The organism is Nocardia sp. NPDC052112, from assembly GCF_040680135.1.
In the GTDB taxonomy this organism is placed as follows: Bacteria; Actinomycetota; Actinomycetes; order Mycobacteriales; family Mycobacteriaceae; genus Nocardia.
The window spans coordinates 202,617-214,633 of sequence record NZ_JBFAWD010000002.1 but is presented as its reverse complement, the minus strand read 5'-3'; the positions used below and the strand labels follow the sequence as shown (position 1 = coordinate 214,633).

Here is a 12,017-nt window from a genome sequence, read left to right as displayed (position 1 = left end):
GCTGATCGGCATCTTCCGCGCGTGGTTGCGGGCGGCCGCGCTCAGCTGCTCTTCGGCCGGTAGTGCAGTTCGGTCACACCGCACTCGAATCCGGTGGCGGAAACGAGGTCGAGTCGGGTAGTGCCGCGGAAGACCGGCAGGCCCGCACCGATCGCGGTCGGATTGACGAACAGGTGCAGATCGTCGATGAGGTTCTCGGCGATCAGGTTCGCGACGAGGGTGCCGCCGCCGTAGACGATGATGTCGCCACCCGGCTGGGCCTTGAGGCCGTTGATGGTCTCGGTAAGGTCGCCGCCCGCGACGACAGTGTTCTCCCACGGCGATTCGGTGAGGCTGTCGGAGATCACGACCTTGGGCGTGTTGTTCATCTTGTCGATGGCGACCTGGGGCTCGTGTTCGGGCTTGGAAGCCCAGTGTGGAATGAAGCCCTCGGCGAGTTTACGGCCGAGCACGATCGTGTCGAAATCCGCGGTAATGGCAGTGACGCGGGCGGCGAGGTCATCCGACCACTGGAATGTCATCCAGTCCATCTCGCCGTTCGGGCCGGACATGTAGCCGTCGATGGTGGTCTGAACCTGGAGCTCGAGCTTGCGCATCGGGTTGCCTTTCCGTGGTGTGCGGTCCGTCCGGCCCGCTGTTGTTGATGCCTTCAGCGTGGCCGAACCCGTTTTCGGAATGTTTACGGTTTGCTGCGGAACCGGAATCAACGCTGGTAGCGCCGCGAGGTGAAGACCCTGGTGCCCTGGTCGGATTCGATTACCGCGGTGGTGGAGGCACCGATGATCAGTAGCGTACGCATATCGACCACGGCCGGATCCAACTCGGCGAGGGTGACCACACGGACGGATTCGGTGGGGCCGCCGACATCGCGACCCAGCACCACCGGGGTATCAGGCTTGCGATGCTCGAGCAGCACATCGCGCATCGCGGCGACCTGCCAGGTGCGTTGACTGGAGGCCGGATTGTAGATCGCGATCGCCATATCGGCCGCGGCCACCGCCGAAAGCCGCTGCGCGACAACCTCCCACGGCTTGAGCCGATCCGAGAGCGAAATCATCGCGTAATCGTGGCCGAGCGGCGCGCCGACCCGGCTGGCGACGGCATTGGCCGCGGTGAGCCCAGGCAGCACCCGTACCGGCACCTCTTGCCACTGTGGATCTGCGGACTCCTCGAGCACCGCCGTCGCCATCGCGAAAACCCCGGGATCACCCGAGGACACGACAACCACCTTCGCCCCGTGCTTGGCGAGATCCAAAGCCATGGCGGCACGTTCGGATTCCACCCGGTTATCGCTGGCATGCCTCCGCTGCCCGGGACGTGACGGCACCCGGTTGATGTAGGTCGTGTAGCCGACCAGATCGGTGGCTTCGGCGAGTGCGCGTTCGACCTCCGGCGTCGTCCACTCGGGCGAACCGGGGCCGAGCCCGACGACGACGACTTCGCCGACTCCGTCGGCGTTCCTGGCACCGACGTCGACCGGTCCGGATTCGGCGCGTGCCCGTGGTGTGGAGCGGTGCGGATCCGGTACCGGATCGGCGATGCGCGCGTCTGCCGCGGCTTCGCCGCTGGCAACACCGGCTCCGACCGAACCGGCGTTCGGGACAGGGGTGGTCGTCGTGCGGACGCAGGACTGCTGACTTCGCGCCGGATTCGGAAGGGACAGTGGAGTTGTCGGCTGTGGGCGCGGGACGAGGGTGCGGTCCGCCGCGGATTCGCCGCTGGTATCGATGGTTGCGTTCGGGACGGGGGTGGTCGTCGTGCCGACGGTCGACACCTGACTCTGTGTCGAACTCGCAAGGCGCACGCCTGCTGCGGGTTCGTCGCCGGCAACGATGGTTTCGTCTGATCCGGCGTTGACGACGGTGGTGGTCGTGCCGACGGTCGACTGCTGACTCCGCGCCGAATTGGCAAGGCGCAGTGCCGTTGTCGGCTGGGGACCGGGGACCAGTGTGATCGAGAAGTACGGCACGTCCGCGTCATCGACGTCGGCGGCGGCGAGTACCCGCTCACGGCTGCTGCTCGCGCGTTCGATGTAGTAGGCGTCGGCGAGGCGGCCGGAATCCGAGAGGGCTCGGCGCACACCGGGATAGGTACGGCCGAGCTTCATGATGGCGGCGGCGTCGGTGTCACGGAGACGGCGGGTGAGTTCGTCGGTGGGCATGGTGCCCGGTAGGACGGTCAGCACCTGCTCGCCCTCGACGAGCGGGGTGCCGAGGGCGGCCGAGGCCGCGCTCACCGAGGTGATGCCGGGGATGATCTCGGCCTCGAATCGGTCGGCCAGCCGACGGTGCATATGCATATACGAGCTGTAGAACAGCGGATCGCCCGCGGCGAGCAGCGCTACGGACCGGCCCGCCGCCAGATGGTCGGCCAGGCGTTCGGCGGCCTGTTCGTAGAACTCGTCGATGGCACCCTGATAGCCGCCGGGGTGGTCGGTCGTCTCGGTGGTCACCGGATAGACGAGGTGTTCTTCGAGTTGGCCCGCACGCATATAGGGCGCGGCGATGCCCCGCGAGATGCTGCGACCGTGGCGGGCGCTGTGGAACGCGATGACATCGGCCTCGGCGATCACCCGCGCCGCCTTCACCGTCACCAGCTCCGGATCACCGGGGCCCAGTCCGACACCCCACAACTTGCCGTTGCTCATTCCTGTTCGCTCGCAATCGCATTCAGTGCCGACGCGGCAATGGCGCTGCCACCGCGCCGCCCCCGCACCGTCAGATATTCGACTCCGTCGAATCCGATCAGCGCATCCTTGGATTCGGCAGCGCCTACGAAGCCGACCGGAATGCCCAGAATGGCGGCGGGCCGTGGCGCACCCGCATCGATCATGTCGAGCAGATGGAACAGCGCCGTCGGAGCGTTCCCGATGGCGATCACCGCGCCCGCGAGGTGATCGCGCCACAACTCCAATGCCGCGGCCGAGCGCGTATTGCCCATTGCCGCAGCCAGTTCCGGCACCCGTGGGTCGGCGAGGGTGCAGATGACGTCATTGTCGGCGGGTAGCCGTTTACGTGTCACACCGGACGCGACCATCCGCGCATCACACAGAATTGGCGCCCCCGCTCGCAGCGCACCCCGCGCCGCCGCCACCACGCCGTCCGAAAACGCCACATCCTCGGCCAGATCCACCTGCCCGCAGCCATGGATCATCCGCACCACCACCTGCGCCACATCTTGCGGAAACCCGCTCAGATCCGCCTCCGCCCGAATCATCGCAAACGACCGCCGATAGATCTCGGCCCCATCAGTGACATAACGACCTTCGGACATGCGCACCACCATATGAGCCCTTCCGCACCGCACTCGGCGCGGGTCGAGAATGCAACGGTGGCGGCAAATGCCGAGAGGGCGCGCATCGCTGCCTTCTCGGCGGATCAGGTTCGCGGGCGTTCGAGGATTCGAGACATGACTATGGAGCTACGGGTGCGGCCCACGCGAGTGTTTTCCCGGATGCGTTCCACGGTGGATTCGATTTCGGCCATGTCCGTGGCCATGACGTGGACGAGGGCGTCGGCTTCGCCCGCGATGGTCCAGACGCCGACTACCTGGGGGATCGGTTCGAGGCTGCGGCGGAGTTCGGCGGGGGTGATGTTGTCGCGGTAGTACACCTCGACGTAGGCCTCGGTGGTCCAGCCGAGTGCGGCGGGGTTGACCAGTGCGGTGAAGCCGGTGATCTGGCGGCTGGCGACCATCTTGTCGACGCGGCGCTTCACCGCGGGCGCGGACAACCCCACCTTCGCCCCGATCTCCTGGAACGAGGCGCGCGCCGATTTGAGCAGCTGCGCAAGAATCCGCCGGTCGATGTCGTCCACGCCACACCTGCTCTCGATCGACGCAATGATTCGCCGAATTCTGTCGATCATGCGCAATGGATCGTTGTTTCTGGCGCAATACTAGGCGAATTACCTTCGTGTCAGCGGAAACGATCCGCGCCTACCTCCGGGAGACACGTTGACCTCTGTGACCACCCTCCGTGTCGAGCCGGTGCGGCAGCCATCACCACGCCGGTTCGTGATGTGCCGTCCGGATCACTTCGACGTCTGCTACTCGATCAATCCGTGGATGAATCCGCAGGAACCCGTCGATCGCGCGCTGGCGCTATCCCAGTGGCAGACATTGCGCGCGACATTCGAGCACTACGGCCATCGCATCGATGTGGTGCCTGGGGAGCCCGGTCTGCCCGATATGGTTTTCGCCGCGAATAGTGGCCTGATCGTGGGGGAGCGGGCGATGTCGGCGCGATTCACCCATGCCGAGCGGGCCGCGGAAGGTCCGGCGTATCACCGCTGGTTCGCTCAGCAGGGACTGGTGGAATTGGTCGGGGCGCAGGAAACCAATGAGGGCGAAGGCGACTTTTTGCTCGTCGGTGAGCACATGCTGGCCGCGACCGGATTCCGGAGTTCGACTGCCGCGCACCGCGAGGTCGAGCGGTACTTCGACCTTCCGGTGATTTCACTCGAACTGGTCGATCCGCGCTTCTATCACCTGGATACGGCGCTGATGGTCCTCGATGACACGAATGTCGCGTACTTCGCGCCTGCCTTCTGTGCCGCGAGTCGGGCGATACTGGGCGACCTCTATCCGGACGCCATCCTCGCTACGGACGCCGACGCGGTGGTTCTCGGCCTCAACGGTGTTTCCGATGGGCTGAATGTGTTCATCAGCAGTCGGGCCGACAATCTGGCTTCGGAGTTGCGTGCGCAGGGCTACAACCCGGTGGGCGTCGATCTGTCGGAGTTGTTGAAGGCCGGTGGTGGGGTGAAGTGCTGCACATTGGAGATCCACGAGGATCCGCGCAGCGCGCCGACCGCCGTGGCATCGTAACTCGTGAGTTCGCCCGCGCTGCACGATGATTCGGTCAGAACGGGAGTTTGGTGCGCCAGCCGCTGACGCCCGGTTCGGCCAACGGATGGATCTCGGCGACGAATTTGAACAACAGGAGTGCGCCGCTGATCTGTAGCAGGGCGAGTGGGATTTCGGCGACGCAGGCGATCGTGATGGAGAACCAGAGGTCGCGAGAGTTGGCGGTCGTGATGTCGAACCAAGCGTCTACGAGCAACAACAGGCCGGTGCCGAATGCTGGCAGCATGAGTAGTTGCTTGCGCTGCCAGCCCAGGTAGGCAGTCGTCGCCATCATGATGACCAGCAGGATGTCGAACCCGACCCAGGTGAGCGTCCAATTGCGGGCGTGATAGTCGGGCGGCAGCGACACCGCGAGATACACGATCCACGGAATCAATGCGATGCATCCGCCCACCATGAGCGTCAACCGCACCCGCCGATGGATCCGCACCACCTCCGGCCGCGGCAACACCCGCTCCGGCGGCAACTGCAACCGTCGAATCAACGCCCGCCGCTCCCGCACCGACATCGCCTGGATCTCCTCATCACCGAGCCGCCCGACCGTCATCGGAACACTCCTCCCATGAGTCACCCGCTGCCCTCACCGTCCCACGACTCACACAAAAGAGCCAGCTCAACGAGCCATTCGTGCCGCATGGATGCGCGCTGCCAAGCCCGACCACCCCACGTTCCGCCCGCCGCCCCCTCCCGCCACCGGGCACCCCGTCTCGCCACCCGGCACCCTGTGTACGAAGTGCCCGGCGGCGAGACGGGGTGCCCGGCCGTGAATCAGGGTCGGCCCGTGGGCGGTGGCGCGATGCGGTAGCCGTTTTGGGTGGCGACTATGTCGGTGACCGGGCCGCGCGGGCGGCCGCAGCGGCGGTCACAACCGGACCAGTGTTGGCGGCCGGTGACCGTGACATCGTCGGCGCCGCGCAGCCCGATGGTCGTGCCGAGATCTGTTATGGCGCTGGGGGCTGTGGCGGTCGAGTCGGGGGTTGCGGTTGCGCGGTCGGGTTCTGTGGTGTGGCCGCTGGTATCGCTCGCTGCGGCGGGCTGGTTGCCGGGGGGTAGGACGCGACCGGACTCGACGGCGGCGGTGGCATCGGCGCGCACATCGGTGAGGGCCTTGGCGCAGCCGGGTCGGCCGGCGCAGGCGGTGACCTGGAGCCAGGGGGAATTGGCGTCGAAGATCAGGCCCATGGGGGCCAGTACACGGACGACCTGTTCGGCGGGCCATTCCTCGAGATCGGTGATCACCATGCTGCGCCATGGGGTGATGAAGATGGGGCGTTCGATGGCGGCGATGAATTCGGCAATACGGGCGGGCAAGGAGCCGAGGCGGACGGCTGCGCCGAGGCTGACGAGACCATTGTCCTGGTCGAGCCAGCCGATCGGAATGTCAGGGGCGGCACCGAATTCCAAGCGTTCGGTGCCGGGGGACAGGCCGAGGATGTCGATCACTCTTCGCGCACCGTCGTCGACCTCGTGTAGCCGCCAGTGACCCGAGCTCAGATCGAGGAAGGCGTGCGCGGCGGCCAGCATCACCTGTACCGCATCGGCCGTGGATACGCGGATGCCGCAATCACGACCGGCCAGCACGAGCGCGAATTCGTCTGCGTCCGTGGCGTGCACACCGATATCGCCACCGAGGCCGCTGATATCGTTGCGACCGTCGTCGAGAGTGAACAGCACCCGGCCGGGCAGTTCGGCCAATCGCGGTGCGGCGCGCAAACCCGTGTCGAGTGCCGGAACGAGCGCGTGCACGTCCGCGAGGCCACCGATTCGACCCGACAGTGGCGACGCGACAATATTGCGCACCCGCTCGTGCGTATCGCTCGGCAACAGCCCGGCATCCGCCAACCGTTCACTCAGCGCGGCGGCATCACGCACTTGCCGCAACTGCACATTGCCCCGCGAGGTCAGCTCGATATTCCCGTCGCCAAGTTCGGCGGAGGCCTCGGCCATAACCTGCAGTTGTCGCGGCTCCAGGCGCCCACCGGGCAGCCGAATCCGAGCCAACGGCCCATCGGCCGCCTGATGCAGCCGGAGCACACCGGGGCAGGAATCGGGATTCGTACGCGTCATGACCCACCCAGCCTACGACCCGGCGGCAGCGCAACCGGGCACGGCCGCGATGTCCCGGGGCCGCCGAGTCGCCGTTCGGTCCGAGAGCGCATCGGGCACGATGCCCTGGGCGCCGATCGCTTCCGGTGTGCGCGGCCCAGCCGCGAGTTGGTCGGTGCATGTGAACAACGATGCGTCCCACGGCAAGACGCGCACTTCGGCAGCTACACCATCGGCGCCGAGCGCACCGCCGCTGGCTGGCGGTTCGACAAATTCCACTACACCCCGAGGTGATCGACGGGAACGTCGACCTGAGCTGAAGTCGAGCGCGTCGGCACTCAGCTGTCGGCCAGTGGCTCAGGACACCAGGGCCGTCTCCAGGATTGGATTCGACCGCGGGCTTCGGTAGGCCCGAAGACTTGTCGGTGGGTGGTGGGATGCTCGTGTTCGGCCGTCCCGGATGACGCGGAAACCGACACCCACACCACTTCGGTGACGATGGGTTGGGACACCCGAGAAGGGGGGTGTCACCCGATCATCCGGTTGGAAGACACGCTGTAGCATCTGGTTGCTCGGCGGGCGATGAGGAAACCGGTGGAACTCCGGTGCGGTCGCGCCACTGTCGAAAGCCAGACCCTCTCCGGCGAGCACCGTAACCGATGGGCGCGTCACCCGAGGAAGGCTGCCACCTGTGATTTTGCTGCTGTCGACGTCCGACACCGATTTGTTGAGCGCGCGTGCGAGCGGTGCGGAGTATCGGTGGGGGAATCCGGCTCGGCTGTTGGTCGACGAGTTGCCCACGCTGCTCGATGGCGTCGATCTGGTGATCGTGCGGATCCTCGGCGGCAAGCGCGCCTGGGAGGACGGGCTCGCGGCGGTGCTGGCCAGTGGGGTACCGATGGTGGCGCTCGGTGGTGAGATCGCGCCCGACGCCGAGCTGATGGAATGCTCTACGGTGCCCGGTGGTGTGGCCGCCGACGCGCACAATTACCTCGCCGCGGGTGGTGCGGAAAACCTCCGCCAACTGCACAACTTCCTCTCGGATACGGTGCTGCTCACCGGTCACGGCTTCGAGCCGCCGGTGCAACTGCCGAGTTGGGGTGAGTTGGAGCGCACGCCGATCGTGGATCCGAGCGCAACTGCCGAACATTCGCCCACGGTGGCCGTAATCTATTACCGCGCACAGCATCTCGCCGGAAACACCGCCTACGTCGACGCCCTCTGCGCGGCAATCGAAAACGCGGGCGCCACGGCGTTGCCGCTGTATTGCGCGTCGCTGCGCACCGCCGAGCCAGCACTCCTCGACACCTTGCGCACCGCAGACGCCCTGGTGGTAACTGTGCTCGCGGCGGGCGGCACCAAGCCCGCCAATGCATCGGCCGGTGGCGACGACGGGGCCTGGGATGTCGCCGCCCTCGCCGAACTGGATGTGCCGATCCTGCAGGGCCTGTGCCTCACCAGCGGCCGCGCCCAATGGGAGGCCAACGACGACGGTCTCTCACCACTGGATGTCGCCACCCAGGTGGCGGTCCCGGAATTCGACGGCCGCATCATCACAGTTCCGTTCTCCTTCAAGGAATTCGACGCCGACGGACTGTCCACCTACGTGCCCGATCCCGAGCGCGCGGCCCGCGTCGCCGGTATCGCGGTCCGGCACGCCCGGCTGCGCCACATCCCCGCCGAACGGCGTCGCATCGCCATCATGATGTCGGCCTACCCGACCAAGCATGCGCGCATCGGCAACGCCGTCGGCCTGGACACCCCGGCCAGCGCGATCCGGCTCCTCACCGAGATGCGCGCGGCCGGTTACGACCTCGGTGACGAGACCGAAGTGCCAGGACTCGCGGAACGCGACGGCGACGCGCTGATCCACGCGTTGATCGCCGCGGGCGGTCAAGATCCCGACTGGCTCACCGCGGAACAGCTCGAGGGCAATCCGATCCGCATCGGCGCCGACCAATACACCAGCTGGTTCGGCACCTTGCCCGCGGACCTGCGCGCCGCCGTGATCGAGGCATGGGGACCGCCGCCCGGCGAACTCTACGTCGACCGCTCCGCCGATCCCAAGGGCGAAATCGTCATCGCCGCACTGCGTTTCGGCAATGTCGTACTGATGGTGCAGCCGCCGCGGGGCTTCGGCGAAAACCCGGTCGCCATCTACCACGACCCGGATCTGCCGCCCAGCCACCACTACCTCGCCGCCTATCGATGGATCGCCGCGCCGGACGGTTTCGCCGCCGACGCCATGGTGCACCTCGGCAAGCACGGTAACCTGGAATGGCTGCCAGGCAAGACCCTCGGCATGTCCGCCTCGTGCGGTACCGACGCCGCTCTCGGTGAGCTGCCACTGATCTACCCGTTCCTGGTCAACGACCCGGGGGAGGGCACCCAGGCCAAGCGCCGCGCCCATGCCACCCTCGTCGACCACCTCATCCCGCCCATGGCCCGTGCCGAAAGTTATGGCGATATCTCGCGTTTGGAGCAGCTGCTCGACGAACACGCCAACATCTCGACGCTGGATCCGGCGAAACTGCCCGCCATCCGCCAGCAGATCTGGACGCTGATGCGCGCGGCCAAAATGGACCACGACCTCGGCCTGGCCGAACGCCCCGACGAGGACGTCTTCGATGACATGCTGCTGCACGTCGACGGCTGGCTGTGCGAGATCAAGGATGTGCAGATTCGCGACGGATTGCACGTCCTCGGGCAGGCCCCGACGGGGGAGACCGAACTCGACCTCGTTCTCGCGATGCTCCGTGCGCGCCAGCTGTGGGGTGGCGAACGGAATGTGCCCGGTCTGCGGGAAGCCCTGGGGCTGAACGAGTCCGGTGCCGAGGTGCGCGAGCGGGTTGACGCGGTGGAGAACCAGGCGCGCGAGCTGCTCGCCGGACTGCAAGCCGCCGATTGGTCGGTAGACGCCGTCGACGGAGTTGTCGACGGACTGCACGCACCCGCGACCGATCCGACGTTCGCCGCGGTGCGAACCGTGCTGCGCTTCGCCGCGACCGAAGTCGTGCCCCGCCTGCGCCAGACCGGTATCGAAATCGAACGAATCCTGCACGCGCTCGATGGTGGTTTCATCCCCGCGGGACCGAGTGGATCTCCGCTGCGTGGCCTGATCAATGTGTTGCCGACCGGTCGGAATTTCTATTCGGTCGACCCGAAGGCGGTCCCGTCACGACTGGCCTGGGAGACCGGGCAGGCCATGGCGGATTCCCTGCTCGATCGATACCGGGCCGATCACGGTGAGTACCCGCGCTCGGTCGGGCTGTCGGTGTGGGGCACCTCCGCCATGCGCACCTCCGGCGACGACATCGCGGAAGTGTTTGCGCTACTGGGTGTCCGCCCGGTCTGGGATGAGGCGAGCCGCCGCGTCACCACCCTGGAGGTGATATCGCTCGCGGAACTGGGCCGCCCGCGCATCGACGTCACGGTGCGCATCAGCGGCTTCTTCCGTGACGCGTTCCCGCATGTGCTCGCACTACTCGACGACGCGGTCCGCTCGGTCGCCGACCTCGACGAGCCCGCCGAGTCGAATTACATTCGCGCCCACGCCCAGAACGATCTGGTCGAACACGGCGACGAGCGTCGTGCCACGACCCGAATCTTCGGCTCCAAACCGGGCACCTACGGTGCCGGCCTGCTGCAATTGATCGACTCCAAGAGTTGGCGCACCGATGACGACCTCGCGCAGGTGTACACGGCATGGGGCGGCTTCGCCTATGGTCGCGACCTCGACGGCGCACCCGCCGCCGACGATATGCGCACCGCGTATCGTCGGATCGCGGTGGCCGCCAAGAACACCGACACCCGCGAACACGATATCGCCGACTCCGACGACTACTTCCAGTACCACGGCGGCATGGTCGCCACCGTGCGCGCGCTGACCGGCAAGAACCCGGAGGCCTACATCGGCGACAGCACCCGTCCCGACGCCGTGCGCACCCGGACGCTCTCGGAGGAGACCTCCCGCGTCTTCCGTGCCCGTGTGGTGAATCCGCGCTGGCTAGAGGCGATGCGCCGCCACGGCTATAAGGGCGCCTTCGAAATGGCGGCCACCGTGGACTACCTGTTCGGCTACGACGCCACCACCAATGTCGTGGCGGACTGGATGTATGAAAAGTTGGCGGAGAGTTACGTTTTCGATGACGTGAACCGCAAGTTCATGGAACAGTCCAACCCGTGGGCGCTGCACGGCATTGCCGAGCGGCTGCTGGAGGCGGCGCAACGGGAGATGTGGGAGCATCCGGAGCAGGCAACGCTGGACCGATTGCGGCAGATCTACCTGGAGACCGAAGGTGAACTGGAATAGCCACTGAAGCAATACCCCAGTTCCTTGGTATTTCGAATTATTTGATCTTGCAACATAATTCGATTTCCTGATTCCCGCGACGCCGAGTGTGCCGAGAGCGCATGATGATTGATGACCGATGTCCGTTTCTCGGATTCATCGATCGAATCGGCTGGATGATTGGAAATCAATATGAAGATCAAAAAGTTGGTAGCGACAACGGTTTTGACCATTGCCGCGACAGGCATCACCGCGGCCACCGCCTACGGCTCGCCTGAAGTGTCGTCGGAAACCGTTCTCAGCGGCGTGGATCACGGCGTCCAATACACCGCGGCGGTGGCGACGGACCGCTCCGATGCCACCATCAGGCTGGCCTCGGGCAAGTTCGTCCTGACGCCCGATGCGGGCATCACGGTGCTCGCACCCGACGGCAGTGTGGTCGCCACCGTGCCGACCACCCTGCAGACGGTGGCGGGTCAGCAGGTGCAGGTCACCCCCGAAGTCGATGCCACGGCAACGACATTGACGCTGACGCCGGTCAATGCTCCGGCGCCGCAATCGGCTCCGCTGCAGTTCATCGGTGATGCGGGCACCACGGTCGCCGGTGTGTTGATCGGATGCGCCGTCGGCGCGCTGATCGGGCTGTTGTTCCTGATCGTCGGATTCCTGCCCGGATGTGTCATCGGGGGAATCATCGGCGGTATCGCGGGCGCTAATCAATGATGCGGTGATTCGAGCTGTTCGAGTAAGTCTCGAACGGGTAGTCCCGGCCGGGCATTCAGAAGAATTCGCCCGACCGGGTTGCCGCTCATCG

9 protein-coding genes are annotated in these 12,017 nt (G+C 66.1%); 3 read left to right on the top strand and 6 right to left on the bottom strand.

The features are described 5' to 3' along the window. Positions 1 to 41: 41 nt before the first annotated feature. The 4 genes from AB0L58_RS04290 to AB0L58_RS04275 all read right to left on the bottom strand — a co-directional run bounded on the left by AB0L58_RS04290 (position 42) and on the right by AB0L58_RS04275 (position 3,815). Entirely contained in the window at positions 42 to 596 is a 555-nt protein-coding gene (locus AB0L58_RS04290; RefSeq protein ID WP_364380829.1) for a dihydrofolate reductase family protein, read from the bottom strand. Between the two features lie 107 nt (positions 597 to 703). Then, complete coding sequence (locus AB0L58_RS04285; protein ID WP_364380826.1) at positions 704 to 2,647, bottom strand: precorrin-2 C(20)-methyltransferase; 1,944 nt, start codon at positions 2,645 to 2,647, stop codon at positions 704 to 706. Then, complete coding sequence (locus tag AB0L58_RS04280) at positions 2,644 to 3,273, bottom strand: precorrin-8X methylmutase (RefSeq protein ID WP_364380823.1); 630 nt, start codon at positions 3,271 to 3,273, stop codon at positions 2,644 to 2,646. The genes AB0L58_RS04285 and AB0L58_RS04280 overlap by 4 nt, the downstream gene beginning before the upstream one ends. 104 nt (positions 3,274 to 3,377) lie before the next feature. Further along, the gene (locus AB0L58_RS04275) at positions 3,378 to 3,815 is read right to left on the bottom strand and encodes an Lrp/AsnC family transcriptional regulator (protein ID WP_364380820.1); all 438 of its coding nucleotides are present in this window, start codon (positions 3,813 to 3,815) and stop codon (positions 3,378 to 3,380) included. Between the two features lie 148 nt (positions 3,816 to 3,963). Here AB0L58_RS04275 and ddaH point away from each other — a divergent pair, with 148 nt between their 5' ends. After that, a complete protein-coding gene (ddaH, locus tag AB0L58_RS04270) occupies positions 3,964 to 4,827 on the top strand; it encodes a dimethylargininase (RefSeq protein ID WP_364380817.1) in 864 nt (287 codons plus the stop codon). 34 nt (positions 4,828 to 4,861) lie between these two features. Here ddaH and AB0L58_RS04265 read toward each other — a convergent pair whose 3' ends face one another. Together AB0L58_RS04265 and cobG are read right to left on the bottom strand one after the other, a co-directional pair. Then, positions 4,862 to 5,413, bottom strand: coding sequence for a hypothetical protein (locus AB0L58_RS04265; protein WP_364380814.1), 552 nt, complete (start codon positions 5,411 to 5,413; stop codon positions 4,862 to 4,864). Positions 5,414 to 5,634: 221 nt separating this feature from the next. Then, entirely contained in the window at positions 5,635 to 6,933 is a 1,299-nt protein-coding gene (gene cobG / locus AB0L58_RS04260; RefSeq protein ID WP_364380811.1) for a precorrin-3B synthase, read from the bottom strand. A 670-nt stretch (positions 6,934 to 7,603) separates the two neighbouring features. On the opposite strand from cobG, the gene cobN reads away from it, so the two are divergent. After that, positions 7,604 to 11,224 carry a cobaltochelatase subunit CobN gene (gene cobN, locus AB0L58_RS04255; protein ID WP_364380808.1) on the top strand — a complete coding sequence of 1,207 codons (3,621 nt, stop codon included), beginning with the start codon at positions 7,604 to 7,606 and terminating at the stop codon, positions 11,222 to 11,224. A gap of 171 nt (positions 11,225 to 11,395) precedes the next feature. Beyond that, the gene (locus AB0L58_RS04250) at positions 11,396 to 11,926 is read left to right on the top strand and encodes a hypothetical protein (protein WP_364380805.1); all 531 of its coding nucleotides are present in this window, start codon (positions 11,396 to 11,398) and stop codon (positions 11,924 to 11,926) included. Positions 11,927 to 12,017: the final 91 nt, after the last annotated feature.

Coding starts and splice junctions, on each gene's coding strand:
- AB0L58_RS04290 (WP_364380829.1), bottom strand. CDS start 596: ATGCGCAAGCTCGAGCTCCAGGTTCAGACCACCATCGACGGCTACATG.
- AB0L58_RS04285 (WP_364380826.1), bottom strand. CDS start 2,647: ATGAGCAACGGCAAGTTGTGGGGTGTCGGACTGGGCCCCGGTGATCCG.
- AB0L58_RS04280 (WP_364380823.1), bottom strand. CDS start 3,273: ATGTCCGAAGGTCGTTATGTCACTGATGGGGCCGAGATCTATCGGCGG.
- AB0L58_RS04265 (WP_364380814.1), bottom strand. CDS start 5,413: ATGACGGTCGGGCGGCTCGGTGATGAGGAGATCCAGGCGATGTCGGTG.
- cobG (WP_364380811.1), bottom strand. CDS start 6,933: ATGACGCGTACGAATCCCGATTCCTGCCCCGGTGTGCTCCGGCTGCAT.
- AB0L58_RS04250 (WP_364380805.1), top strand. CDS start 11,396: ATGAAGATCAAAAAGTTGGTAGCGACAACGGTTTTGACCATTGCCGCG.